This window comes from Microbacterium sp. 05T445 (assembly GCF_056395865.1).
Map to the genome: position 1 here is coordinate 643247 of NZ_JBFTKJ010000002.1, position 26400 is coordinate 669646.

Annotated in this window: 24 protein-coding genes; 9 read left to right on the plus strand and 15 right to left on the minus strand. The window is 68.2% G+C overall.

Going from position 1 to position 26400, the window contains the following annotated elements; all coding sequences use genetic code 11:
- Positions 1-307: 307 nt before the first annotated feature.
- Entirely contained in the window at positions 308-547 is a 240-nt protein-coding gene (locus AC1DDU_RS12470; protein WP_477434553.1) for an acyl-CoA carboxylase subunit epsilon, read from the minus strand.
- Positions 544-2133, minus strand: coding sequence for an acyl-CoA carboxylase subunit beta (locus AC1DDU_RS12475; RefSeq protein ID WP_477434555.1), 1590 nt, complete (start codon positions 2131-2133; stop codon positions 544-546). Before AC1DDU_RS12475 ends, AC1DDU_RS12470 begins: the two co-directional genes overlap by 4 nt.
- Positions 2134-2290: 157 nt before the next feature.
- Here AC1DDU_RS12475 and AC1DDU_RS12480 point away from each other — a divergent pair, with 157 nt between their 5' ends.
- From AC1DDU_RS12480 to AC1DDU_RS12505, 6 genes are all read left to right on the plus strand, one after another.
- Complete coding sequence (locus tag AC1DDU_RS12480; RefSeq protein ID WP_477434557.1) at positions 2291-3109, plus strand: biotin--[acetyl-CoA-carboxylase] ligase; 819 nt, start codon at positions 2291-2293, stop codon at positions 3107-3109.
- Positions 3110-3176: 67 nt separating this feature from the next.
- The gene (locus tag AC1DDU_RS12485) at positions 3177-3761 is read left to right on the plus strand and encodes a PH domain-containing protein (RefSeq protein ID WP_477434559.1); all 585 of its coding nucleotides are present in this window, start codon (positions 3177-3179) and stop codon (positions 3759-3761) included.
- 64 nt (positions 3762-3825) lie between these two features.
- The gene (locus tag AC1DDU_RS12490; protein ID WP_477434561.1) at positions 3826-4962 is read left to right on the plus strand and encodes a 5-(carboxyamino)imidazole ribonucleotide synthase; all 1137 of its coding nucleotides are present in this window, start codon (positions 3826-3828) and stop codon (positions 4960-4962) included.
- Positions 4963-5074: 112 nt separating this feature from the next.
- Positions 5075-5542, plus strand: a complete 468-nt coding sequence (gene purE / locus AC1DDU_RS12495) for a 5-(carboxyamino)imidazole ribonucleotide mutase (RefSeq protein ID WP_477436809.1) — start codon at positions 5075-5077, stop codon at positions 5540-5542.
- Positions 5539-7014 carry an LCP family protein gene (locus AC1DDU_RS12500; RefSeq protein ID WP_477434563.1) on the plus strand — a complete coding sequence of 492 codons (1476 nt, stop codon included), beginning with the start codon at positions 5539-5541 and terminating at the stop codon, positions 7012-7014. The genes purE and AC1DDU_RS12500 overlap by 4 nt, the downstream gene beginning before the upstream one ends.
- 3 nt (positions 7015-7017) lie before the next feature.
- Entirely contained in the window at positions 7018-8148 is a 1131-nt protein-coding gene (locus AC1DDU_RS12505; protein ID WP_477434565.1) for a glycosyltransferase, read from the plus strand.
- Between the two features lie 11 nt (positions 8149-8159).
- On the opposite strand, the gene AC1DDU_RS12510 is transcribed toward AC1DDU_RS12505, so the two are convergent.
- The 12 genes from AC1DDU_RS12510 to AC1DDU_RS12565 form a co-directional block, all read right to left on the minus strand.
- Positions 8160-9587, minus strand: coding sequence for a hypothetical protein (locus AC1DDU_RS12510; protein ID WP_477434567.1), 1428 nt, complete (start codon positions 9585-9587; stop codon positions 8160-8162).
- Positions 9588-9624: 37 nt separating this feature from the next.
- Positions 9625-10365, minus strand: coding sequence for an ABC transporter ATP-binding protein (locus AC1DDU_RS12515; protein ID WP_477434569.1), 741 nt, complete (start codon positions 10363-10365; stop codon positions 9625-9627).
- Positions 10349-11215, minus strand: a complete 867-nt coding sequence (locus AC1DDU_RS12520) for an ABC transporter permease (RefSeq protein WP_477434571.1) — start codon at positions 11213-11215, stop codon at positions 10349-10351. The genes AC1DDU_RS12515 and AC1DDU_RS12520 overlap by 17 nt, the downstream gene beginning before the upstream one ends.
- A gap of 79 nt (positions 11216-11294) precedes the next feature.
- Positions 11295-12182 (minus strand): glycosyltransferase, encoded by an 888-nt coding sequence (locus tag AC1DDU_RS12525; protein ID WP_477434573.1) that lies wholly within the window; start codon positions 12180-12182, stop codon positions 11295-11297.
- A gap of 69 nt (positions 12183-12251) precedes the next feature.
- Positions 12252-13124 (minus strand): glycosyltransferase family 2 protein, encoded by an 873-nt coding sequence (locus AC1DDU_RS12530; protein ID WP_477434575.1) that lies wholly within the window; start codon positions 13122-13124, stop codon positions 12252-12254.
- 191 nt (positions 13125-13315) lie between these two features.
- The gene (locus AC1DDU_RS12535; protein ID WP_477434577.1) at positions 13316-15541 is read right to left on the minus strand and encodes a hypothetical protein; all 2226 of its coding nucleotides are present in this window, start codon (positions 15539-15541) and stop codon (positions 13316-13318) included.
- Between the two features lie 312 nt (positions 15542-15853).
- Entirely contained in the window at positions 15854-16585 is a 732-nt protein-coding gene (locus AC1DDU_RS12540; RefSeq protein WP_477434579.1) for a glycosyltransferase, read from the minus strand.
- Positions 16586-16755: 170 nt separating this feature from the next.
- Positions 16756-17676, minus strand: a complete 921-nt coding sequence (locus tag AC1DDU_RS12545) for a glycosyltransferase (RefSeq protein WP_477434581.1) — start codon at positions 17674-17676, stop codon at positions 16756-16758.
- Between the two features lie 2 nt (positions 17677-17678).
- Positions 17679-18071, minus strand: coding sequence for a DUF2304 domain-containing protein (locus AC1DDU_RS12550; RefSeq protein ID WP_477434583.1), 393 nt, complete (start codon positions 18069-18071; stop codon positions 17679-17681).
- Complete coding sequence (locus AC1DDU_RS12555; RefSeq protein ID WP_477434584.1) at positions 18068-18814, minus strand: glycosyltransferase family 2 protein; 747 nt, start codon at positions 18812-18814, stop codon at positions 18068-18070. Before AC1DDU_RS12555 ends, AC1DDU_RS12550 begins: the two co-directional genes overlap by 4 nt.
- A gap of 40 nt (positions 18815-18854) precedes the next feature.
- Complete coding sequence (locus AC1DDU_RS12560) at positions 18855-20801, minus strand: DUF6541 family protein (protein ID WP_477434586.1); 1947 nt, start codon at positions 20799-20801, stop codon at positions 18855-18857.
- 163 nt (positions 20802-20964) lie between these two features.
- Positions 20965-21774 carry a glycosyltransferase gene (locus AC1DDU_RS12565; RefSeq protein ID WP_477434588.1) on the minus strand — a complete coding sequence of 270 codons (810 nt, stop codon included), beginning with the start codon at positions 21772-21774 and terminating at the stop codon, positions 20965-20967.
- Between the two features lie 210 nt (positions 21775-21984).
- Between AC1DDU_RS12565 and rfbA the strand changes: the two genes are divergently transcribed.
- The 3 genes from rfbA to rfbD are packed head-to-tail and all read left to right on the plus strand — an operon-like array spanning position 21985 to position 25264.
- The gene (rfbA, locus tag AC1DDU_RS12570) at positions 21985-22854 is read left to right on the plus strand and encodes a glucose-1-phosphate thymidylyltransferase RfbA (protein ID WP_477434590.1); all 870 of its coding nucleotides are present in this window, start codon (positions 21985-21987) and stop codon (positions 22852-22854) included.
- Positions 22854-23852 (plus strand): dTDP-glucose 4,6-dehydratase, encoded by a 999-nt coding sequence (gene rfbB, locus AC1DDU_RS12575; protein WP_477434591.1) that lies wholly within the window; start codon positions 22854-22856, stop codon positions 23850-23852. Before rfbA ends, rfbB begins: the two co-directional genes overlap by 1 nt.
- Positions 23852-25264 carry a dTDP-4-dehydrorhamnose reductase gene (gene rfbD / locus AC1DDU_RS12580; RefSeq protein ID WP_477434593.1) on the plus strand — a complete coding sequence of 471 codons (1413 nt, stop codon included), beginning with the start codon at positions 23852-23854 and terminating at the stop codon, positions 25262-25264. Before rfbB ends, rfbD begins: the two co-directional genes overlap by 1 nt.
- On the opposite strand, the gene AC1DDU_RS12585 is transcribed toward rfbD, so the two are convergent.
- Entirely contained in the window at positions 25246-26394 is a 1149-nt protein-coding gene (locus AC1DDU_RS12585; protein ID WP_477434594.1) for a hypothetical protein, read from the minus strand. The genes rfbD and AC1DDU_RS12585 overlap by 19 nt on opposite strands.
- Between the last annotated feature and the right edge of the window lie 6 nt (positions 26395-26400).

Consider the following 26400-nt stretch of genomic DNA (forward strand, 5'->3'; position numbering starts at 1 on the left):
CGGCGCCCGTTCACGCGATGGCGGGGGGCGCACACGCCCCCCATCCGGCTGGGGGAGGGGATGCCGGATGGAGAACGGGAGAGGAAGAGGCGAGGGGCGGCGAAGCCGCCCGCCCCTCGCCCGGCGAACGGTTACCCGAAAACCGTTCGCATGGCCGGATCCGGGACTATCCGCAGAACGGATTCGGATCGGCCGAACGCAAAAGCGTTCCAGCGGAACAAGTATCTCTAGATCGTAAGTCCCATGTCTGTAGGTATTTCGGGGGACAAATCCTGGGAGTCCGCGGTGCGACCGGTGCTGGGATCGGTCAGCCTCCGAAGCGTCCCCACCCCAGGTCGCGATCGAGCGGCCGGCGCACCGTGCGCTGGGAGAGCTCCCAGCCGGTCCGGTGCGCGCGGTCCTCGACGACCGCCTCGGCGGCCTCGCCGAGGTAGGCCTGGCTCACGACGGCGATGAGCGCCGCCAGCTCCTCCTCCGTGGGCATGCCGCGGAGGACATCGATCGTGACGCCGTCGCCGGCGGCATCCGTCTCCTCGGCGCTGCTCACAGCGGGATGTTCCCGTGCTTCTTGGGCGGCAGGCTCGCGCGCTTGCCGCGGAGGGATCGCAGCGCCTTCGCGATCGACACGCGGGTCTGCGCGGGCTCGATGATGCCGTCCAGCTCGCCGCGCTCGGCCGCGAGGAACGGAGACGCGACGTTGTAGGTGTACTCGTTCGCCAGGCGCGTACGGACGGCGGCGACGTCTTCGCCGGCCTCCTCGGCCTTCTTGATCTCGCCGCGGTAGAGGATGTTCACCGCGCCCTGGCCGCCCATGACGGCGATCTCGGCGGTCGGCCACGCCAGGTTGATGTCGGCACCGAGCTGCTTGGAGCCCATCACGATGTAGGCGCCGCCATAGGCCTTGCGGAGGATGACGGTCACCAGCGGAACGGTCGCCTCGGCGTACGCGTACAGCAGCTTCGCGCCGCGGCGGATGACGCCGGTCCACTCCTGGTCGGTTCCCGGGAGGTAGCCGGGCACGTCGACGAGCGTGACGATCGGGATCGAGAACGCGTCGCAGAACCGCACGAACCGGCTCGCCTTCTCGCCGGCCTCGATGTTGAGCGTTCCCGCCATCTGCGACGGCTGGTTGGCGATGATGCCCACCGAGCGGCCCTCGATGCGACCGAAGCCGATCACGATGTTGGGGGCGAACAGCGGCTGCACCTCGAGGAAGTCCTCGGCGTCGACGATGCCGCGGATCACCTGGTGGATGTCGTAGGGCTGGTTCGGCGAGTCCGGGATGATCGCGTTGAGCGCGCGGTCGGCATCCGTCGTCTCGAACTCGAAGCCGGTCTCGTAGACCGGAAGCTCCGCCATGTTGTTGTCGGGGAGGAAGCCGAGCATCGTGCGGACGTAGTCGATCGCGTCGTCCTCGTCTTCGGCGAGGTAGTGCGCGACTCCCGAGCGGGTGTTGTGCGTGTGCGCGCCGCCCAGCTCTTCCATGCCGACGTCTTCGCCGGTGACGGTCTTGATGACGTCGGGGCCGGTCACGAACATCTGGCTGGTCTTGTCGACCATGACCACGAAGTCGGTGAGGGCGGGGGAGTAGACCGCACCGCCGGCGGCGGGGCCCATGATGATCGAGATCTGCGGGATGACGCCCGAGGCACGGGTGTTCAGGCGGAAGATCTCGCCGTACTTGCCGAGGGCGACGACGCCTTCCTGGATGCGGGCGCCGCCCGAGTCGAGGATGCCCACGATGGGGATGCCGCTGCGCAGCGCGAACTCCATGACCTTGATGATCTTCTCGCCGGCGACCTCGCCGAGCGAGCCGCCGAAGGTCGAGAAGTCCTGCGAGTACACCGCGACGGTGCGGCCGTGGATCGTGCCGACGCCGGTGACGACCGAGTCGCCGTAGGGCCGGGAGCGGTCCATGCCGAACGCGGTGGTGCGGTGGCGCACGTACTCGTCGAGCTCGACGAAGCTGCCGGTGTCGAGCAGCTGCTCGATGCGCTCGCGCGCAGTGCCCTTGCCCTTGGCGTGCTGCTTCTCCTTGGCGACCTCCTCGGGATCGAGGACGGCCTCCTGGAAGCGGGCGCGGAGGTCGGCGATCTTGCCGGCGGTCGTCGAGAGGTCGGGCTGCTCGGTCACGGATTCCACCCTATCGGCGGGTCCGCGCGAACGGTTGGAGGGTTCGCACAAGGGGTTGCGGCATCCGCTGTCGACGACGGCGACGGATGCCGCCACCCCGGGCTGTCCGGTCGGCGCCGGGGTGCCGTCACTCGACGCCGGGGGTAGCGTGGCTGGCATGTCGCTCGAGTCCGGGGGATACCCCCTCGCCGCCGCCGTGAGTCCTCGGGTGCAGGTCGCCGTGACGACCGACTCCACCAACGCCGACGTCGTCCGCCATGTGACGACGGCGCCCGACGAGTGGCCGCACCTGTCGCTCCTGCTGACCACCGACCAGCGCGCCGGACGCGGACGCCTCGATCGCACGTGGGTGACGCCTCCGGGGAGCGCCCTGGCGCTGTCCGTCGTGGTCCGCGTGCCGGAGATCCCGCCCGCCGCCCGGGGATGGGTCCCGCTGGTGGCGGGAGCCGCGATGACGCGGGCGATCGCCGCCCAGCTCGTGGGCACGGCCCACGCCGCGCGGCTGAAATGGCCGAACGACGTGCTGATCGACGGGATGAAGGTCTGCGGGATCCTCGCGGAGGTCGTGCCGGGGCATCCGGATGCCGTCGTCATCGGCTCGGGCGTCAACACCCGGATGGCCTCGGTCGACCTCCCGGTGCCCACCGCGACGTCGTTCGCCGCCCTGGGCCGCACGTGCGACGACGACCGCCTGATCGCCGACTACCTGACGGCGCTCGACGAGCAACTCACCGCGCTCGCCGCCGCAGGGGGCGACGCGGCCGCAGCCGGCGTGCTGGCCGAGATCGAGGCGCTGTGCGGCACGCTGGGGAGCGAAGTGGCCGTCTCGCTCCCCGACGGCGAGACCCTGCGCGGCCGCGCACAGCGGATCGACCCCGACGGCAGGCTCGTGGTCGTGCAGGACGGCGAGTTCGAGAGCGTGGTGTCGGCCGGCGATGTCGTCCACGTGCGCACGCCCCCGCCGAGCGGTCTCTGACCGTCCTGGATGACGCCAGACGGCGGGTGCGCAGCGCGCAGGCGTCCGGTCATCGCACAATGGGTGCATGACGCAGCCGGTGAGCTACGGGGGGAGGCCCCTGACGCCGGCCCCCGGCGCGCCCACGCCCGAGCTGCTCGTGGCGCGGTTCCGCGCCCACGCGCGGCGTCTGGCATGGTCGGCGCTGGTGCTCATCGTCGTCGCCGGCGCCTGCGGCTACTTCTACGGCAACCTCCCGGCGCCGTTCGAGAACTGGATGCTGCTGACCGCCGCCGCCGCCGTCGTGCTGCTGCTGGTCGTCCTGCCCTATCTGCGGTGGTGGGCGCACGTCTACACGATCACGACGCGGCGGGTGATGGAGCGACGCGGGGTGTTCGCGGTCAAGCGCCGCGAGCTCGCCCACGTGCGGGGCTACACGCTCACGGTGCGGCGCGGCATCCTGCAGCGCATGTGGGGCGCCGGGACCATCACGCTGAAGAACGGCGTCGACGAGCCGCTGCGTCTGGCGAACATCCCGAGCGTCGACCTCGTCCATGAGGCTCTGGTCGACCAGGTCGAGGTCAATCAGATCCTGGCGCACCGCGACGCGCAGCCCCTCCCGCCCGGTCCGCCGCCACCACTCCCGCCGCAGGCGCCCGCCCCGACGGCCTGAACGTCGTCTTCCTCCGCCCCGGGTGCGGGATGATGGAGGGAGTGTGCAGTCGAGAGGGAGTGGCATGACGCTGCGAGTCGGAGTCGTCGGGGGCGGGCAGCTGGCCCGCATGATGATCGCGCCGGCGGTCGAGCTCGGGGTCGAGCTGCGGGTGCTGGCAGAGGACGCGGGGATGTCGGCATCCCTCGCCGCCACCGCCGTGGGCGACTACCGCGACGCCGCGACCGTGCTCGCGTTCGCGCGCGAGGTCGATGTGGTCACGTTCGACCACGAGCACGTGCCGCAGGACGTGCTGACGGCCCTCGTCGCCGAGGGGATCGCCGTGCACCCCGGTCCGGATGCACTGCGATTCGCGCAGGACAAGCTCCTGATGCGCGCGCGACTGCAGGAGCTCGGGATGCCGCAGCCCGACTGGGCGGCCGTCACGAACGCCGACGAGCTGCAGGCGTTCATCGAAGACCACGGCGGCCGCGCCGTCGTGAAGACCCCGCGCGGCGGATACGACGGCAAAGGCGTGCGCGTCGTGTCGGCGGGCACCGAGGCGGACGACTGGTTCGCGACCCTCGCCGAGGACGCCCACGGCGGCGCACTCCTGGTCGAGGAGCTCGTCGAATTCACCCGCGAGCTCGCGCAGCAGGTCGCGCGGCGCCCCTCCGGTGCCGTGCGCGCGTATCCGGTCGTCGAGACGGTGCAGCGCGACGGCGTGTGCGCCGAGGTGATCGCGCCCGCGCCCCACTCGAGCGAGCGGCTGCAGCAGGTCGCCGCCGAGATCGGCGTCGCGATCGCCGACGGCCTCGGCGTGACCGGCATGCTGGCGGTCGAACTCTTCGAGACCACCGACGAGCGCCTGCTCGTCAACGAGCTCGCGATGCGTCCGCACAACAGCGGCCACTGGAGCCAGGACGGCGCCGTGACCGGCCAGTTCGAGCAGCACCTGCGCGCTGTGCTCGACCTGCCGCTGGGCGCGACCGAGCCCGTCGCCGAATGGGCGGTCATGGTCAACATCCTCGGCGGTCCGGTCGAGGACGCCCTCGACGCGCGCTTCGCCGCGGCCATGGGCGAGCACCCGCAGGCAAAGGTCCACACCTACGGCAAGGCGCCCCGACCCGGCCGCAAGGTCGGGCACGTGAACGTCGTGGGCGGCGACCTCGACGACGTCGCCTACCAGGCACGGGCGGCGGCATCCTTCTTCCTGGACTGATCGCTGCGGCCCCCGCAAGCGCGCCGTTGCGGTGATCTTCAGCCTCGACCCCTACCCTTGACGAGTGACTGCGCCCCTTCATTCCTCCGACGCGCCGCTGGTCGGCGTCGTCATGGGCTCCGACTCGGACTGGCGGGTCATGAGCGACGCCTCGCAGGCCCTCACCGACTTCGGCATCCCGCATGAGGTCGAGGTCGTCTCGGCGCACCGCACACCCGACAAGCTCATGCGCTACGGACGAGAGGCGCGGGACCGCGGCCTGCGGGCGATCATCGCAGGAGCCGGCGGCGCCGCGCACCTGCCCGGCATGCTCGCGTCGGTGACGGCGCTGCCCGTCATCGGCGTACCGGTGCAGCTCGCGACGCTCGACGGCATGGACTCGCTGCTGAGCATCGTGCAGATGCCGGCCGGCATCCCGGTGGCCACGGTGTCGATCAACGGCGCGAAGAACGCCGGACTCCTCGCCGCGCGGATCCTCGGCGCCGCCGACCCCGCCGTCGCGGAACGGGTCGAGGCGTACGCCCGCGACCTGGAAGCACAGGTCGAGGAGAAGAACCGGCGGCTCAAGGAGTCGCTGTGAGCGTCGCCAGCCCTGCTCGGAGCACCGCGCGCCCCACCGGGAGCGCCGGAGTGGTCGAGGAGCGCCCGATGCGCAATCCGGATGCCTCCTCCCGCGCCGTCATGACCCGCCGCGGCTGGTGGCTCGTCGCGCTGAACTTCCTGCTGCCCGGCTCCGCACAGGTGCTCGCCGGAAACCGCAGGCTCGGCCGTTTCGGCATCGCCTCGACGCTCACGCTCTGGGTGATCGCGGTCGTGGCACTGCTGTTCGCGCTGCTTGCGCCGACCGCGGGCATCAGCATCGCCACCAGCGCGTGGCTTCCCGACTGGCTGGGGCTGCTGCGGCCCGTCCCGCTGCTGCTCGCGCAGGGTCTGCTGCTCGCGTACGCAGTGCTCTGGGTCGTGCTGACGATCGACACGCTGCGCCTGGTGCGCCTGGTCAAGACCGGCACGTGGGCGCGGTTCGCGATCGCGATCGTCGCCGTGGGACTGATGGTGGTGGCCAGCGGCACCGCCGCCTACGCCTCCAGCACCGTCGGAACCATCCGCAGCACGATCAGCACCATCTTCGGGGCGAGCGGGCCGACCGTGCCCCCGTCGGACGGCTACTACAACATCCTGCTGCTCGGCGCCGACAGCGGCGAGGGTCGCGACTCCATGAGGTTCGACAGCATCTCGGTGGTGTCGGTCAACGCCCAGACCGGCGCGACGACGATCACCGGCATCCCTCGCGACATGCCCCATTTCCCGTTCGCGAAGGGGCCGATGCAGGACCGCTACCCCGAGGGGCACCAGGGTCAGGCCGACCCGACATGCGGCTGGGGGAGCGGCATCAACCAGCTGCGCACAGAGGTCGAGGTCTGCCAGGACGGCAAGGAGCTGTATCCGGATGCCGAGGCCAACGGCTCGGAGCCCGGCATCGAGGCGACCAAGGACGCCGCCGAAGGCATCCTCGGGATCAAGATCCCGTATTACGTCTTCGTCGACATGCACGGATTCGCCTCGCTCGTCGACGCGCTCGGCGGGGTCGACATCAACGTCACCGAACGGCTCCCCAAGGGCGGACCGCCCGACGGCGTCGACCCGCACGATGTCGACCGCTGGGCGATCGGCTGGATCGAGCCCGGGCAGCAGCACATGGACGGCGACACCGCCCAGTGGTACGCCCGTTCGCGGTACACCACGAGCGACTTCGACCGCATGAAGCGCCAGCGCGAGCTCCAGTCGGCGATCCTGGCGCAGTTCACCCCGCAGGTGGTGCTGACGCGCTTCCAGGACGTGGCCGCCGCCGGCGCCGACATCGTCAAGACGGATCTGCCCCAGTCGCTCATCCCGACGCTCGTCGACCTCGCGCTGAAGGCCAAGGAGCAGCAGGTGCAGACCATCGAGCTGACGCCTGCCGGCGGCATCGACGAGTTCAACCCGGACTACGCCTACATCAAGGAGCTCATGCAGACGTCGCTGCACCCGCCGACCCCGACGCCCGAGGGCTGACCCGTGGTCGCCACGCTGCGCATCGTGCTCGATCAGCTGGTCGCACCGACCGAGCCCGAGCTCGCGGAGGCGTCGCGGGAGCTCGCCCGTGCGCTGGTGATCGGCGTCCCCACCGGCTGCGAGGTCGAGGCGATCGCCCCCGCCGGCGGCGACGAGTCGGCGTTCGCCGCTGTGCCCGGTCTCGCCGGCGTACGGCGCACCGCGCTGCCGCGCCGTGAGCTCGCCGCCGCGCTCCAACTGGGTGTCGGCACCGGCATCGGGGGCGGCATGATCCACGCACCGTCGCTGTTCGCGCCGCTGGTGCGCCACGACCGCGTGCACGACCACGACCAGACGGTCGTCACCGTGTGGGATCTGCGCCCGTGGGAATCGCCCACCGAGCTGCCGCGATCGGCAGCCGCCTGGCACAAGGCGATGCTCAAGCGCGCCGTCAAGCACGCCGACGCCGTCGTCGTGCCGACGCACTCGCTCGCCGAACGCCTGCTCGAGATCGCACCGCCCCTCGGGGATCGGATGCGCGTCATCGCAGGCGCGTCGCCGCTGGGCTTCTCGGTGCCGGTGGACGAGGTCGGACGTCGCCGTGCGCTGGGCCTCCCGGAGGGCTACCTGCTGCTTGCCGCGGGGCCGTTGGCCTCGGAGGGACTGGATGCCGGGCTCGCCGCCGTCGCGGCATCCCGCGTCGACCTCCCCGTCGTCGTGATCGACGTCGAGGAGGGGCACGAGCCCGCCGTCGCCGACATCGCTTCGGCGGCCGGGATTCCGGAGCGCGCCCTTCACGTGCGGGGGTCGTTGGATGCCGCCGATCGCGCGGCGGTGTTCGGCGGGGCTGTCGCGTTCCTCGCGCCGTCGCGGCGCGCGGCCTTCCCGTGGCGCGTCGTCGACGCGCTGACGCTCGGTGTGCCGGTGATCGCCGCCTCGTCCGGCGTTCACGACGAGGTCGTGTTCGACGGGGGGGTCCTGGTGTCGGGGGCCGACGCGGCGGAGCTCGCGGACGGGATGGGTTCGGCGCTGGCGTCGGGTCTGGGGTCCACCGCCGCGGCGGAGCGCCTCGGAGTGCTCGCCGGCGACCGCGGGCGTGCGTTCTCGTGGCGCGAGGCCGCCGACAAGGTGTGGATGCTGCACGCCGAGCTGTGACGGACGGGCGCTTACGGACGTGGGGGGCGCTCTGCGCGGATCTCTGCGCGCATGACCTCGACGATGCGCCGTGCCGCACCCGGCGCACCGAACAGCCGCCCCACATTGGTCCGCTGGACGTCCGCGAGCGGATCCCCGTCTGCGATCGCGGAAGCGACCGCGCGCGCGCGAGCGACGTCCGGGACGCGATGGACGCCGGTGACGATGACATCCCCGAGTGAATTGAACTCGACGTGGTCCTCGCGTTCCAGGAAGACGGTGGGAATCGTGAGCACCTGCGACTCGGTGATCATGCTGGGGCCGTCGGTGACGAGCAGGTCCGTCGCGGCGAGCAGCGAGGCGTACGGCCCCCGGTCGTAGAACGTGTTCGATAGCCGCTGCCACTCTGCCAGCCAGTTCTTGAACTCGCTGTCGGTCAGGGGGCTGTCGGATCGGCGGATCGAGCCGCGCAGATACGGGTGATGGGTGAATACGAACTCTGTGCGCGGTTCCTCACGTGCCCACCGCAGCATGTCGTCCTTCACGCGGGGAAGCATCCCGAAGTCGTTCCACCCGTCGAGGATCGAATGGTGCGCCGACCACAGCACGCGGCGAGGTCGACCCGGTGCGTCTTCGTGCCCCGGCCAGCGTGCGGGCGTCCTGCGCAGTGCATCAGCCTTCGGATGCCCCACGACGCGGAACTGCCGGGCGCCAGTGAGAGAGTCCGCGCGGGCGATGTCGAGTGCTTCCTCGTTCGCGCAGAACACCAGCCATGCCGCGCGATGCAGGTGCTGGTCCACCGCACTGTTGACAGGCGGGTCATCCCACGGCACGTTGTGCGTGGGATTCATCGTCTCGTACGGCACGATCGCCAGTCGCGTCCACGCCAGGCTCGCCGGTGAGAACGCCGCATCCACGTCGGCGTCCCATTGGCTCTGGCGGAACACGACATCCGGATCCAAGGCGAACAGCAGTTCGGTGGCAGAGGCGAGATCGTCGTTGCGCAGCCGAAGGTGAGGGACTGACCGATCCGACAGGAATCGGTGCACTCTCCCCTCGCCCCGGGGGGCGGCATCGCCGCCGTACTGGTGTGGGATGCTCACGACGATCGGTTCGAAGTCAGATTCGGCCCGAAGGATGTCGATCAGCTCGCCGATGGCATCCCATGCGTCGCGATTGTGGACCAGGAAGATGACGCGGGCCCGATCCCGCCGCAGCGACGCTCGCTGGGCGGCCCGGCCGGCCATCGCAGTGGTGTGCTCGAGTGCGGTGCGCGTCTCGACGAGGAGTCGGTGCGTCTGCTCGGAATCACCGTGCAGGGCACCCGCCTGGGCGCCCAAGGCGTTGACCTCGGTGCGGAGTCGGCCCAGCTCCTCCTGCAGCGATTCGACGCCCTCGCTCATCGCACGCACCCGTGCGACGAAGTTCCGCGCGCGCTCCGCCGGATTCCAGATCCTCATCCCCTGACGCTAACCCGCTCACGAGGGCACAGGCGCGTCACGCGCGCATACTCGCCACGGCCTGGTCGCTCGGACCGTCGAACGCGATCTTGCCGCCCCGGAGGAGGATCCCACGCTCGCAGAGGGAAGAAACCATGTCGAGATCATGACTGACGACCACCAGTGTCTTGCCCTGGCCGTGCAGCTCCCGGATGCGTGCCAGGCATTTCTTCTGGAACGGCTCGTCACCCACGGAGAGAATCTCGTCGATGAGCAGGATGTCGACCTCGGTGTGGATAGCCACCGAGAACGCGAGTCGGAGGAACATGCCCGACGAGTAGTGCTTGACTTCGGTGTCGATGAACTGCTCGATCTCGCTGAACTCGACGATCTGGTCGTACCGCTCGTCGGTCTCCTTCTTGGTCATACCCAGGATGGCCGCGTTCAGGTATATGTTCTCGCGCCCGGAGAGGTCGGGGTGGAAGCCGGCGCCGACCTCGATCAGCCCCGCGACCCGACCGCGGGTGAGCACCTTGCCTTGATCCGGCGTGAGCACGCCGGAGATGAGCTTGAGCATTGTCGACTTGCCTGACCCGTTGAATCCGAGCAGTGCGACGGACTCTCCCTCGCCGATCTCGAAGCTGACTCCGTCGAGAGCGTGGAAGTCGGTGGTGAGCGGCTTGCGCTTCACCGCCGCGACGAAGGTCTCCTTGATCGAGTGTGTGTGGCGGAGCTTGAAGTCCTTGTGAACCTCGTCCACGATGATGCGGGGCAGTGTGGCCTCAGAGATCCTGGGCAAAGCGACCCTCCAAGCGGCGGAAGACGAACTGGCCGAACACCAGGACCAGCAGCGCGATGACCAGCGCCCAGCCGGAATAGGTCCAGAGGTCGGGGAGCGGCTGAGCGCCGCGCGGATCGAGGGGGAACCAGATTCCGTAGTGGAACAGCTCCACGGCCGGCGTCAGCGGGTTCAGCCGATAGAGCACGAAGAGCCAGTCCGGCACCTTGGACGCCACCATCTCCCACTGGTACATCACCGGCGACGCCCACACGGCGCACATGACGATAATCTCCACGAAGCTCTGGGCGTCGCGGAATGTCACATTGACTGCACCGAAGAGCATGCCCAGTCCGGTCGCGAGCAGCGCCACGATGACGAGTCCGAGCAGCAAGGCCGCGATCTGGAGGACCGTCGGCGCCCAGCCGAAGAACAGCGCGATCGCGATGACGACGATGATCTGGGGAACGGTGTTCACCAGCGCGACCAGCATGCTCGAGATGGGGAACATCTCGCGTGGCAAGTAGATCTTCTTGATCAACGCAGCATTGTCTACGAGCGAGCGCGTCCCGTTCGAGAAGGCCTCGTTGAAGAAGGTGACGATCGTGATGCCTGCAAGGATGTAGATCGCGTAGAAGTCGATGCTCTTGTTGAGTGCCAGGAACACGCCGAGCGCGACGTAGAACACCAGGAACTGCACCAGCGGCTTCACATACGACCACAGCCAGCCGAAGATCGAGCCGCGATAGCGGATCTGGATCTCCTTGCGGACGATCAGGTTCAGCAAGTGACGATGAGAGAAGACGTCTGCCAGTCCGCGGCTCCGGCCGGGCTCCTCAAGCACGGCGGCGTCGCTTGTGTCGCGGCGCATGGGTCCCTCCGGGCGGCAGTCGGTGCCCTGTCGCGGGCAGTTGGATGATCGGCATGGGTAGGAGCTCTTCGTAGGGCGCTCAGCGCACCGGTGCGGTGACTGGAGTGACCTGCTCGGCCTGGGGGTTGAACCCGATCGAGGCGAACAAGCGGCCGGTGATCCGGCGACGCAGGCGCCAAGCGACGTGTCCGCGGTGCATGAGGATCTGAACGCGCGCGAAGAATCGGAGGTACGAGAGGACTGACTCGTGGTGGAGGTGGTAGGAGCCTTCGTTGCGAGCGCCGAAGGCGAACTTCCAGATGTTCTGGTCGTCGACCTTCGAGAAGTCGCCCGCGACATTGGTGGGGGTGTCGTGGATCACCTTGCTATCGAGGATGCAGACCCCGGGGCCGATGCCCACGCTCGCCATCCGCGCATAGGCGGCGTCGTCGAACCAGATGAAATACTCCCGCAGCGGCAGCCCGATGCGCTCGACCGTCTCCCGCGAATACAGCGCGGACACGAAGGAGCACGTCTGAACGAGGAAGGCGCGCTGGCCCTGCACCCACAGCCGCGCCCACTTCCAGTCGGGGGCGGCGATGTTCATCTCGGCGAGCTCATTGTGATCGAAGTAGACCAGGGAGCAGGCGAACGGTACGCCGCCCGGCATCGCCTCCATCGCCTGGCTGTGACCGGTCACGAGATGGTCCAGCGCCTCCGCTTCCGGGTAGCAGTCGTCGTCCATAAGCCAGAAGAGGTCAGCTCCGAGGTCGTACGCGCGCTTCATTCCCGTCGCGAAGCCGCCGGCGCCGCCGGTGTTGTCCGCGAGTCGGGTGATGTCCAGTGAGGGTTCGTCCAGGGTGGCGAGGTACTCCGCGGTGCCGTCGCTCGATGCGTTATCGACGATGACGATCCACTCGGGCGGGGTCGTCTGTCCGCGGACCGAGCTGAGGACGGTCTTGAGTTTCTCAAGCCGGTTGTAAGTCACGATGACCGCTGCGACCCGTTTAGACACGCTGAAGGACCTTTCCTGGGGACTGAGACGTTGGGGAGCCGGTCAGCGGCGCCGGATGCGCAGCTTGCTGCGGATCCGGCTCAGCGCGCGGCGGACGGTCTGCTGCAGGGAATAGTGCCGCACCGTCTCTTCGATGTACTTGGAGAGGTAGAGCAGGCCGCCGATGCCGTTGCGATCGACGTACTCCCTGATGGCCTGATCGCGAACGAGTCGATCGAACTGCATGTGGTCGAGACTCTCGCCGAATACGCTGTTGGATGCCGCGCCCGTCGCGTGCGGCCGCTGGTGCCAGAAGGCGAGCGGCTGCTCGCCCACGAACGGGACGCGACCGTGACGGACGAGACGAAGGTTGAACTCCCAGTCTCCGACCGCCTTGAGCGCCGGATCGTACCAGCCGATCTCGTCGTAGACCCGACGGCGGACGAGGAGGCCGATCGGCACCACACGATTGGTTTGGAGTAGGTCGTAGATGGTCACCATCTCACCCGGCGGCACGAAGGGCGCGCGGCCGAGTTCGACGGCACGGTCGCCCTCGATGCGCTCGAAGATGATCTCGGTGCGGGCGGCGGCCGCCACAGCCTCGGGATCGGCATCGAGGGCATCGACCATTACTGCCAGGAACTCCGGCGCCCAGGTGTCATCGTCATCGTGGATGATGACGAACTCGCCGCGCGCTCGCTGGGCGCCGAGGTTGGCGGCGGCTTCCATGGAGCCCGTGCCGCCGTCGACGTGGATCACTTCCGCGCGTCCGTCCAAGGCGCTCTCGCGTTCAGCCAGGAGCGTGTCGACAGGACCGGGGCGGCCGCCATCGTTGACGACGACAAGATGCCAGTCCTCGAGGGTTTGCGCGATCACGTCGTCCAGCGCGCGAGCGAACAGTCGCTCGCGGTTCTTCGTACGGATGACGACGCTCACTCGCTCGCGATACTGGGACACTCGTTACGACCTCGGGGTGGGCACGGCATCGCCGACTGTCGGCGAGCACAAGCGTCAATTGTATCCGACGCATCCTGAGCGGAAAGAAGCCCCGGCCACGTGCGTTTTCCGTTGTCGACGGGTCGTTCCGGGCGCAGTGGAGCGGGGCGCCTGGACGTGAGGGACACGCGCTAGAGCGGCGCGCCGAACCGCCAGGACGCCCAATCCTGCAGCGGGAGCTGACGGATCGGCGGAACGCGGCCGCCGCCCAGGGCGACGAGCGTCTCCAGCCGCTGAACGTGGCGTAGCTCGTTGTTGCTCACCAGGTACACCTCGCCGGTGCCGGAGAACTGTACGAAGGTCCCGTCAGGTAATGACGGCGGAGCGCCGATCGGTGACCCCACCGGATAGGCCGAGGCGACCGTGGCGGGCACGGTGACGATCGCCGGCTCGCGCCCGCCGCCCAGGTAGATGAGGGTGGCGTAGTCGGTGATGTGGTGCAGCTCGCCCCTGGCGTAGCGGTAGATCTCCCCACTTCCGGAGAAGCGGACGAACATGCCTTCCGTGACGAGCGGGACGCCGGCGATTGGATCGCCGAAGGCGTATGACTGCGCGTACGCCGCTGGTACAGGACTGATAACAGGAAGCCGGCCGCCGCCGAGGGCGACAAGGCTGCTGTAGTCGGTCACATGGTGCAGCGCGTTGTCGGAGTACCGGTAGACCTCACCGCGCCCCTCGAAGCGGATGAACTCGCCGTTGAAGAGCAGGGGGGCACCGAAGCCCTGCGCGGTCATCGTGTCGGCTCGCCAGCGCAGAACCACGAGCGGACGGCTGCCGTTCAGTGCCATGAGCTGCGCGTAGCCGTGCACGTGACGGAGCTTGCCGTCCATGACGGCGTGCACATCCTGTCCCGTCGTTGCCTGGACGAACAGCGGCGCGGCGACGGCCGCTCCCTGAGGGAAGGCGGCGCAGTCCGGGGCCGCGAGCTGCGTTACGCCGAGACCTGTGGCCGGTCCGCTCAGGGGGCGGATGACGCCGGACGCGGCGACGAACTGCTGGGTTCCACAGGACACGACGGGTTCGAGGGAACTGGTGGCCGGGACGCTTTTCGTGAGCATCGCATCCGCGACCACCTTGTAGCTGGTGGCGCCGAACTCGGCCGCGAGCGCGAAACTCGGAATGTGCACGATCGTGCTGCTCGGCGTTGTCAGGTACACGTCGCCGGAAGACGTGCCCTTGACGAGGGTGTTCGGTGTGAAGAAGTTGGCTCCCCGCGGGATGCGGGCGTGAGCGGCGGCATCCATCGTCGCGATGTAGCTGCTCTTGCCGCGGGCCGCGTACGCGTACGCGGGGGTGTCGTAGACGTATCGCAGTGCGCCGCCGTCGAGATAGAAGACTTCGCCGGTCCCGCCCGCCGACCTCGAGAACTGCCCGACCTCGCCACCCGTCGGGAACGCGTCGACCAGACGTGGCTCGAGGTTCACATAGGAGTTGAAGGGGTACCCGAAGAGACTGACCTGATCTGCGGTGACAAGGTGGTGCTTGGTGCCGTCGACCTCGAGCAGGTAGAGCGTCCCGGTGCGTGGATCGTGGATATACCGGCTGACGCTGGGCCCGATGGGGATGCTGTCCAGGTAGCTGGAGGGGACCGACCGCAGGCCGCCGAGCGCCGCACCGAACGCCTGCAGATCGGTCGGCGACGAGATCGGGAACTTGTACCCGCTGTTGAGGAGGTATGCCCGATCGCGCGCAGGCCCGGTGACGAGTGGACTGTAGGGTGCCTCGGTGCTTCCGAACCAGTCCGTGAAGTAGTTGTAGAAGTTGCGGTTTCCGTAGGCGGAGCAGGAGTCGCCCAGCCCGTACCCCGCCCGCAGCGCAGCGGCGTTGGGCTGGTAGGGCGTGTAGTAGTAGAGGTTGGCGGTCGCCTGGTTCTCGATGTACACCGGCGAGGTGCCGCACCCCGCGTTGGGGTGGAAACGCAGGTTCCACGTCTTACCGGGTGCATACCAGGTGAAGTACTGACTTGTGCCGGGCGGATTCGCGTACCGTTTGAACTGCCAGGCCGCGCCGAACACTTGGTTGAAGAAGCCGTAGTAGCGGACGTCGCACCCTGCGGTGTCGGGACAGCCTTGACCCATCGCGATCCGATACCGATCGCTGGTCGGCGTCTGGTGCGTCACCAGGCTCTGCTCCTTCTGCAGGGTAACCAGGATCACCTGGGGATTGATCCCGCAGGCCTGTGCGACCTTGAAGATGATCCGGGACGCGCGTTCGGACCCGCCCCCCTGATACGCGCCGCACATCGCATCCGCCCCGATCGATCGGGAGGTGTCGTACCAGTCCTTCAGGCACGTGTACCCCGCGCGGCAGCTGGGGACCTTCGATTCGAGGAAGGACTGGATCTGGGCTTCCGTCATCGTCGTCGAGTCGAAGAACACTGCGTCGGTGATGATCCGACCCGGCCGGAACTGTGTCAGGTCCGCTGCCGCCCGGATCTCCGAGTCGGTGACCTGAGCCGCCGCCGCCTCGCTGGCGGGCGCCTGCGCAAACGCCGGGGAAGAGGGCAGCACGGATGCCGCCATCAAGACTACGGCGGTGGCGATCGCAAGCGCGCCGAGAAAAGGCGGGGTGCGATCAGCAAACGGTCTCACGTCCTTATTGTGGCGGACGAAGCGGATGTGAACAGTGTGACGGAAGTGGCGTGTCTTGATTCCGTGCCGCGGAGAGGATCAGCGTCGGGCCGCGGCGAGGTAGGCCCGCCATAGCATCCAGCGAGCGCGCAGCACCTTGGAGAGCGATCGTGGTGTGGGCGTCGAAGCGTTCGTCGCGTGTACCCGCCTGCGAAGGGTGGGCTGCGCGACGTGAGTCATGAGCCCATGGCGATTCGCCACGGTCGCGATCCATAGGTCGTGCGACTCTGTCAGGAAAGTGGGGAAAGGGGTGATCCGCGGCACGATGTCTCGGCGAACCGCCATTGTGCAACCGTAGTACGGGATATCGCCGATCAGGATCAGGAACTCGTTGTGGACCCTGCGGTCCGAATCAGTCTCCTCGACCCGCCAGGGTCTTCCGGTGAGCGGTGACTTCAGAGGCTCTCCGGAGTCCAGGAGGACCAGATTCGAGGCGGCGACCCCTTTGGTCATCGCTGCTCGGACGAGGACGTTGCGGCGCCCGGGAATCCACTCGTCGTCCTGATCGGACAACAGCAACACGTCGCCGGTAGCTTGCCGGAGCGCTCGCTCGAAAGTGCGCACATACCCCTGGTTCTGCGGCTGCCGGAGCAGACGGATCCGGGGATCGCCGAAGCGCTCGATGATCGAGACGGTGTCGTCGATGCTCGCGTCGTCGACGATGACGACCTCGTCGCCGGGAGCGAGCTCGTCGAGAATCGTCCTCAGCTGGTCCGCGATGTACTCCGACCCGTTGTAGGTCGCCATGCAGACGCTGACACTTTCATTCATGAGGGGCATGTACCTTCCGGCCGGTGAACGCGACGAGAAGGAATGCGCACCAGCAGAACCGACCGGGTGCGAGATCCCCACCGGCGATCGCCCCTACATCATACGTTGCGAGGCCCGACTGCCGATCGGAGCGTGCCAGGTCGGCAGGAGCTGTCCGCCGGGCGACGATGTCAGTCTTCGAGACGATCCGCCGCCCAGTGGATGCGCGCAGCGCGCTGCAGAACCTCGGCGGGCGCCCTGCCGCCCTGCCCGCGCCTTCCCGCCCGCGCCCCTTCACGCAGGACGGCCCACAAGTCCCGGCGGTGGCGAGCCAGTGAGAGCGCGATGAGGAAGTGCAGGCGATCCGTGACACCGTCGCGGAGCAGTCGGATTGGGAACCGCCGGCGGTAGACCTGTTCGAGAAGGATCCGATTGCGCATCCGATAGAAGTACCGGAACGGCGTGCTCAGAGTGACGACGCGCAGCACCGGCAGCCTGCCGCGGCGCCGGTAGCGCGCCCCCAGCCGGTGCGGAAGCCGCAGACCCGGCACGGCGCACACGGGACGGCCGGCCGCGACGCAGCGCAGTTCGAACTCCGTGTCCACCAGATCGATGAAGAAGTCGGCTCTGAGGGGGCCGACCTGCTGCATGAGCCGGCGGGAGATGAGCATGCCCGACTGGATCGAGTTCTCGGCGATGAGTCGCCCCTGCGCGTCCGTGCCTCGCGCCTGGCTCACGTCGGCGAAGTACTGCGGGACGATCGGGCCTGCCGGGATCCCGGCCGTCTCGAGCTCGTCGTGCAGAGCCACGAGCCGGGCGATGAAGTCGGCAGGGACTTGCGAGTCCTGGTCGAAGGTCACCACCGCGTCGGCGCCGGCGTCGAAGGCTGCGGTGATCCCGTTGTTGAGGGCGACACCGATGCCGACGTTCTCGGACAGTTCTCTGACATCCGCTCCGAGCACGCGGGCGCTCTCCAGCGCGTCCGCCGCATCCTGGCCGCTGCCGTCGTCCACAACGATCACTCCTGCTGCCTGCGCGAGGAGCGGGGTGAGCACACCGAGGAGACTCTCCGGACGGTACGAGGTCACGACCGCCCAGACGGACCCGAGCACGGTCAGTCGTCCTCGGGCGTCCGGCGCTGCCGTGCCTCGGCTTCCAGATCTGCGACGCGACGCTCCAGTTGCTCGATCGCCGTGCCCGCCAGCGCAGCCTCCTCCGCGAGCCGGCGGATCTCGTCCTCCGCCTGCGAGAGCTCCCACGACAAGTGGAGTGCAACGCCGAGGAGGAGCACTATTGCCAACGCGAACAGCAGATTCGACGGCAGCTGCACCCCGAGCAAGTCAGTTGCGGAGACCAAGAGTTGGGGGAATAGTCCGAGGATCAGAACCGCGATGGCGATGATCAGCCACATCACCGCGTACTTCTCTCGCAGCGTGCGAGTCAGCAGCATCCAGATCACGATGGCCAGGATGATGACGGCCAGTGCGAGGCCGAGGAAGACGATCATGACGGCTGCCCCTCCGGGAGGCCCTGGCGCTGCGCGCGACGAGGGCGGATCACAGCGAGACCGAGCGCGAATACCGCTCGGAGCAGGTACTTCATGGCCCCGAAGGTTCCCTGCGTCGAGGTGCCGTGCATGCGGGCACGCATGGCTACGGGCACCTGGGTAACGGTGAGACCCGCGTGGCAGGCGGCGACGAGCGAGTCGAGGGTGTCGCCGAAATACTCAGCGGGGTAGTACTGGACGTATTGCGCGATCGCGCGCGGGCCGGCGGCGCGGAATCCGCTCGTCGCATCCGTCAGCCGGGTCTTGGCGACGCGCGAGAGCGTCTTGGCGAGCACGATCATCGCCCAGCGCCGCGGACCCCTGACATCGTAGTCGCCGACCTCGGCGAACCGGGCGCCGATCGAGATATCCGCCCGTGTGAGGCCGTCAAGGACCGCGTCGATGTCCGCCGGGTTGTGCTGACCGTCCGCGTCCACCTGGATCGCCCGGGCATAGCCGTGGCGCTGGGCGAACGTGAAGCCCGTTCGCATCGCCCCGCCGACGCCGAGGTTGAAGGGGAGCTGGATCACGGTGGCGCCGGCTTGGCGGGCCACCGCGGCGGTGCGATCGGACGAACCGTCGTCGATGACGACGACGTCATAGTCGGGCCGCGCGGCGAGGATCTCGGAGACGGTGTGTCCGACATTTCGCTCTTCGTTCCACGCCGGCACGATGATGAGAGTCGGTGCGATCGAGTCAGTCATTCTTCACACACCCTAGAGGGGGAGCGCTCGGCCCGTCGCATCATCGCGTGCACCCGACCACTTCGTAGAGTCGGGCATCACCCTCGTGGTCGATCAGTCTGACTGCATCCGAGTCCTTGAGATCCGTCAGGCCGGGGAACACGTGGTTTGCGCCGTGGACCTCGCGGGTTCCGAAGTCGAGGACGAAGCCGACTCCGAGTTCGTCGATGGCGTCGCACACGCGCGAGCCGGGGGTGGCGTCGTTGAGATCGTCGTTCACCTCCGCCAGGGCGTCGGAGATCTCCATCTGGATGTGGGGCATCAGAACGCGGCGACCCGTGAGCGCGTATGCCACCGACGTGCCGGTCCACGGGCTGCCAGCGATGACGGCGTCCGCAGGAACGTGCTCATCTAGCCGCGCGATCAGGGCAGCTTCGTCGCTGTTGAGCAGCGGGGAGTCGTCCGTGAGGGCGAACGAAGCGGACGCGACTCGCTGCGCCTCGGGCATCGCCGACAGCGGACCGACCTGCAGCAGCACGACGATGATGCCGACGACGCCGGCGGCTGCGAGACCCACCACTCCCTTCGATGCACCGCCGCGCTGCAGTGCACGCCGGAACCGATACCACGACACGGCCATGCCGTAGGCCGCCAGGGGTACGGTCGCCACCAGGAGGAGAGCGGCGATCCTGGGGATGTTGTTATACCAGGGCGCCGTGAATAGATCGCGGAACGGGAAGGGGATCGCCGCGACGACGATGAAGAGGATCCCTGCGACCGCGTACATGCCCAGCGCGGTGAGTGACGATCGGGTCCGCGCGGCGACTGCCCAGACGATGCCCACCACGGCCGCGATCGCGACGATCAGCGGCGCGGACGGATACCACGGGGCGGTGGTGAGAACCTTGACGATCGCGTCGTTGACGCTCATCTCGGGCTGCCACCCTCGGGCGCCCGACGGCGGACGCAGGACGTAGACCATCGCCGCCGAGACGATCAGATAGAGGATGGTCGCCGAGACGAGGATCGTCCGGGCGCGGCGGATCGGCACGCTCCGCCAGCGGCTCACGACGAAGACCAGAGCCATCGGGGCGGACAGCGCGAGCCATCCCATGAGTGCGCCGGGGTGAACGAGCGCGATGCCCGGCAGCACGCCGAGCAGCGCGATCCCCCACCACAGCGTGCCCGTCGAGTCGGGCCCCGCCGGGAGCCGCAGAAGGCGCGCGGTAACCGCAAGCGCGATCGGCAGGAGCGCGACTCCCAGCTGGAAGGGGTACAGCACGCCGTAGTCCATCAGCATGAGCGGCAGCGGCAGGGACGCGGCGACGAGGCCGGTAGACACGGACAGCGCGGGCGAACGTCCGAACAGCGTGCGGCATAGGAACACGATGCCCAGCGGCCAGACGAAGGCGGAGACGGCCAGGACGACACCGTTAATCGCGACCGGCACCTCGGCGCCGGTCAGCTGGGCGACGAGCGTCACGACGCCGTGCCAGCCGGAGGGGTAGAAGGTCGGCGGACCCGCTGGGTTGGTCATGTAGCCGATCTCGAGCGCTGAGGCCGAGCCCGTGTCGAGCACCCAGCGGACCGCGTTCAGGTGGAACACGTTGTCGAAGGTCTGTGAGATGCTGTCAGGCTCTTGGAGCACTGCGACGATGCGCCATGTGATCAGCACCGCCGCTACGACGAGCGCCGTGAAGAGCCAGAGGTCGAAGCGACGCTCCTGGGGGCGGGGCGTGGCGGTGCGCGAACGGCGTGTCAGCCAGCGCACCCCGGCCAGGACCAGTCCCACCAGGACGGCTGCGACGGCCACGCCGAGCGGCGACCACGCGACGCCGAGCCAGGGGAGGACGATGGAAGCGCCGCAGATGATCGTGAGGGCGAACGCGGGACCGACCGCGATCGAGGTGAATCCGCGCAGGCCGATGACGCGAGCCAGCGGAACGCCGACGACGAGCAGCAGCACCACGGTGACCACCGCCACCGCGGCCAGAGAGAGCCAGAGCAAACTGAGACCTTCCGTGAGACAGAGCTCGACTACGCGTGCGGGACGGTGTCGACGTAACAGGTGCCTATGAGCGTCGTCAGGCGCGAGGCATCCTTAGGGTTCCGAGGCGCCACAGGGCTGGCGCCCGCCGAACACAACGCTTCAGCGTAACCCACCCGTCCCGTCAGACCCCTGAGGGCGTGGTGTCTGCCAAAGCCTTCGCCTTGGCCGTCACGTTGCTTGCGGCCCGGCGGGAGGCGAGCCTCACCGGAACGTCCCACAGCGGGCTGAGTGGACGCAGCCAGCGGGGCAGGTGGCGCCTCTTGACGGCTTCTGATTCGCTGCTCGAGCCCGAGCGGTCCGACACTGTGAGGGAGTCCGGGTGCCACCGGAACGCCGAGACGAACTTCCGTGTGGCAAGGAAACGGCCATGCTTTCGCAGAGACAGGAAGGCGTCGAGGTCCATCGCGAACCGCAGAGATTCGTCGAAGCCGCCGATCGCCTCCAGCGCGTCGAACCGGATCATCGCGGACGGGTTGGGAATGAGGTCGGGGCCCCACGGCAGGAGGAAGAGCGCCAACTTCCCCATCGCGCTGGTCCATACGGTGCGGCCCTCGGGATCGATGTACCGGCAGCCGCCGTAGGCGACGACGGCACGCTCATCTGATTCGAGCATGTCGCGAAGAAGCCCGAGGCCACCCTCCAGGAACATGTCGTCGTCGCCGATCCAGGCGTAGTAGCGCTCATCGGTGCGTGCTCGCAGTCCGCAGTTGATCGCCGCGGAGATGCCCTGCTTCGGGTCGTCGATCAGTACCGCGCCGTAAGAGTTCGCGAGCTCGCGCGCTGCGGTTGCACCGGGAGGTGAGACGACGACGAGCGTCAGATCGACCGCTGTGCGCTGTGCGTGAACGGACTCGAGGGTCTGGGCGAGGAAGTCCAGCCGATCACCCAGGGTGGGGAGGACGACCAGGACGCTCGGCTTGGTTCTGCTCAATGTTCTCTCTGGGTCTGGAGGAGGGCGGCGGGCCGCAATGTGTCGCGCGCCTGTGCGCCGCCCAGGGTGATGTGCAGGTCGCGCGAGGCGATCGGCGCGAGCCGCTGACGGCTTCGCGCCCGACGATCCTAGTCGCCGCGCCTGTGCGGCAGGTCGGAGGAGGACGAGGGCAGCAGGTCGCCGGCCTCCGCCATGAAAGAATCGACGGTTATGAAGGGAATCATCCTCGCCGGCGGCTCGGGCACTCGGCTGCACCCCATAACGCTCGGGGTCTCCAAGCAGCTGATCCCCGTCTACGACAAGCCGATGGTCTACTACCCCCTGTCGACGCTCATGCTGGCCGGGATCCGCGAAATCCTCGTGATCACGACACCTCACGATGCTCCGGCCTTCGAGCGTCTGCTCGGCGACGGATCACAGTTCGGCATCCGCCTCCGGTTCGCGCAGCAGGAATCGCCCGACGGCCTCGCGCAGGCGTTCACGATCGGCGCCGACTTCATCGGCGATGACAGCGTCGCCCTCGCGCTCGGCGACAATCTGCTCTACGGCCCCGGTCTCGGCACTCAGCTCAAGCGGTACGCGGACGTCGACGGCGGCGCCGTCTTCGCGTACTGGGTCGCAGAGCCAGCGGCGTACGGCGTGGTTGAGTTCAACGAGCGGGGCCGTGCTGTCTCGCTGGAGGAGAAGCCTGCGGTGCCCAAGAGCAACTTCGCCATTCCCGGCCTCTACTTCTACGACAACGATGTTGTCGAAATCGCACGCGGGCTCGCTCCGTCCGCTCGTGGTGAATATGAGATCACAGACGTCAACCGCGCTTACCTCGAGCGCGGCAAGCTGCAGGTCGAAGTGCTCCCGCGTGGCACGGCGTGGCTGGACACCGGCACCTTCGATCAGATGACGGATGCCGCGGAGTACGTCCGCACCATGCAGCGCCGGACCGGGCTCAGCATCGGCGTGCCAGAGGAGGTCGCCTGGCGCCAAGGATTCCTGTCGGACGACGAGCTGCGCACGCGGGCTGAGCTGCTCGTCAAGTCCGGATACGGCACCTACCTGCTCGAGACCCTGGAGAGGGGACGCTGATGTCGAAGCTGTTGGTCACGGGAGGCGCCGGTTTCATCGGGTCCAACTTCGTCCACCACGTGGTTGAGCACACTGACCACGAGGTGACGGTCCTCGACGCGCTGACGTACGCGGGAAATCTGGCCTCGCTCGACGGCCTGCCCGAGGATCGCGTCACCTTCGTGAGGGGTGACATTACCGACGCGCCGCTCGTCGACGAGCTGTTCGGCACGGTCGACGCGGTAGTGCATTATGCCGCCGAGTCGCACAACGACAACTCGCTCCACGATCCCCGGCCGTTCCTGGACACGAACATCGTCGGCACCTACACGCTGCTCGAGGCGGCACGCCGCCACGATCGCCGCTTCCACCACATCTCGACCGACGAGGTGTACGGCGACCTCGAGCTCAACGATCCCGCCCGGTTCACCGAGACGACGCCGTACAACCCATCCTCGCCTTACTCCTCCACCAAGGCGGGCAGCGACCTCCTCGTGCGTGCCTGGGTGCGTTCCTTCGGGGTGCGGGCGACGATCTCCAACTGCTCCAACAACTACGGTCCGTACCAGCACGTGGAGAAGTTCATCCCGAGGCAGATCACGAACGTCATCCGCGGCATCCGTCCCAAGTTGTACGGAAGGGGCGAGAACGTTCGCGACTGGATCCACGCGGATGATCACTCGGCCGCCGTTCTCACGATCCTCGAGAAGGGAGCGATCGGCGAGACGTATCTCATCGGCGCCGACGGCGAGAGGAACAACCAGGACGTCGTCGAGATGATCCTCGCACTGATGGGTCAGCCGATCGATGCTTACGATCACGTCACGGATCGCGCTGGTCACGATCTCCGCTACGCGATCGACTCAACCCGCCTCCGCGAGGAGCTCGGCTGGACACCCCGCTACGGCGACTTCGAGGCTGGCCTGGCGGCGACGATCGATTGGTATCGGGACAACGAGTCTTGGTGGGCCGACGCCAAGGACGGCGTCGAGGCGTTCTACGCGTCGAAGGGGCAGTAATGGCCGAGTTCGGCAAGCCTCTCGCTGTCGCCCAGACTCCGATCCCGGGAATGCTCCTGTTCGAGCTACCGGTGCACGGCGACGCGCGCGGCTGGTTCAAGGAGAACTGGCAGCGCGAGAAGATGGACGCGCTCGGGCTTCCGGACTTCGGGCCGGTGCAGAACAACATCTCGTTCAACGACGCGGTCGGCACGACGCGAGGCATCCACGCGGAGCCCTGGGACAAGTGGGTATCGGTGGCGACCGGCCGCATCTTCGGGGCTTGGGTGGACCTGCGGGAAGGGCCCTCATTCGGCACCGTTTTCACTGCGGAGCTCGATCCGTCCCGCGCCATCTTCGTCCCGCGGGGTGTCGGCAACTCCTACCAGACGCTCGACCCCGACACCGCGTACACGTATCTGGTCAACGACCACTGGTCGCCGGAGGCCTCCTATTCGTTCCTCAATCTCGCGGACGAGACGGTGGCGATCGATTGGCCGATCCCGCTGTCCGAGGTCGAGGTATCCCCGAAAGACCGGAGGCATCCCCGCCTGGCCGAGGTGACGCCCGTTCCGCCGCGTAGGGTCCTGGTCACGGGTGCGAACGGCCAGCTCGGTCGCGCGCTGCGCGCCGAGTTCGGCGACGCCGAACACGTGGAGTTCGCCGACCGGTCGACGCTGGATCTGGCGTCTTCGGACCTCGCCCTCGGGAGGCGGTGGCGGGACTACGGCACGATAATCAACGCTGCGGCCTTCACTGCAGTCGACCGCGCCGAGACGGCCGAGGGTCGCGCCGAAGCCTGGGACGTCAACGTCGCAGGGGTGTCGGCACTGGCGCGGATCGCGGCCGAGAACCGGATCACGCTCGTCCACGTCTCCAGCGACTACGTGTTCGACGGCTCGTCTGGTGCGCCGTACCACGAGACCGACCCGGTGGCGCCGCTGGGCGTCTACGGGCAGACGAAGGCAGCGGGCGACGCGATTGTCGCCACCGTCGCCCGCCACTACATCCTGCGGACGAGCTGGGTGATCGGACAGGGCTCGAACTTCGTGCGGACCATGGCTTCGCTGGCGCAGCGCGGGATCGCGCCGAAGGTGGTCGGCGACCAGGTAGGCCGTCTGACGTTCACCGAGGATCTCGCGCGCGCGGCTAGGGCGCTTGTCGAGTCGCAGGCGCCCTACGGCGTGTACAACGTCACGTCTGAAGGAGATCCCGCCTCGTGGGCCGACATCGCGCGTGCCGTGTTCGAACTGACCGGCCATGATCCGCAGGCGGTGACGCCAGTGACGACGGCTGAATACTTCGCATCCGCCACCGGACCGGTCGCACCTCGTCCGCGCAACAGCGTTCTCGCCCTCGACAAGCTGCACGCCGCCGGCATCCGAACCCGGAACATGCGCGAGGCCCTGCGCATCTATCTGGCCGAAGGCTGACCCGAGATCGCGCCCTTCTTGCGCAGCGCCAGAAACGCGATGACCTGAACGACGACGACCACGACCTCGGAGATCGCGAAGCCGAACGCGGCGCCCGCGGCACCGGCGGAGGTTGCGCCCACGATCATCCCGGGTACGCCGACCGCGGCGCCGATGAGCGTGCTGATGGTCACCCATCCCACGAGGCCGAAGGGTATGAGCAGCAGCCGCCCGACTCCGGTGTTGAGGGCAATGGCGAAGAACGCCAAGCCGATCGCCACGGCCGTCGGCGTATCGATCGCGAGGTTCGCACCGAATAGGAGCGCCGTGGCGAGCGGGCCGAGGAACGAGCACGCCGCGAATCCGAGCGCGCCCAGAGCCGCCAGAATCGTGATCGACCGTGCAGCGCGGCGCAGCTTCACCTCTGGGTTCTCGTCCTCGGCCACCCAGCCCTGGACGGCGTTGGTCGTCGCGACGATCGCCGTGAGGGATGCCTTCAGGAGCTTGTCCGCGCTGACGAAGACCGCCGCCACCGGCACCGTGGCGACTGCCGTGACGACCGCCACCGTGGCCGAGCTGTACGCGCCACCCGCGATGACCGCGACCGCCGCGTGCCCGTCACGTCGTAGCGCCGCGGCCCCGCCGCGCCATGACGTGAGCCGCCGGAGGTGTCCGAGGGTGCCTTCTCGCACGAAGAACACCGTCTGTGCGATGACCGTCGCCGCGAGCAGGATGACGGGGTACCACACGACTTCACGGGTGAGGAGGACGACGCCGATTCCTGCGAGCCCGCCCGCGATCCGTGGGAGCGACTCGGCACCGGCCAAGGTCAGTGGGCGGCTGCGGCCGATGAGGTACCACGCGGGTGACAGACCCAGGATGCCGTTCGCGGCGGTCGCCAGAAGAGCGAGCGCCGCAGTGCCGGGCGGAGCGATGGCGACCGCGACGATTCCCAGGGGGACCGATGCGACGGCCAGCAGGATGATGCGGCTCGTCAGGCTCGCCGTGAGATCGGCCCGTGCATCCGCGGGCGCGGCGGGAGCCACCCGCGCGGGTCCAACGAGTGGCCAGGCGTATCCGATCGTGAGCGCAGCGATGGCGCCGATCGATTCGCCGACGCCGAGCGCGACCCACTCGGTCTCACTCGCCACGCGAGC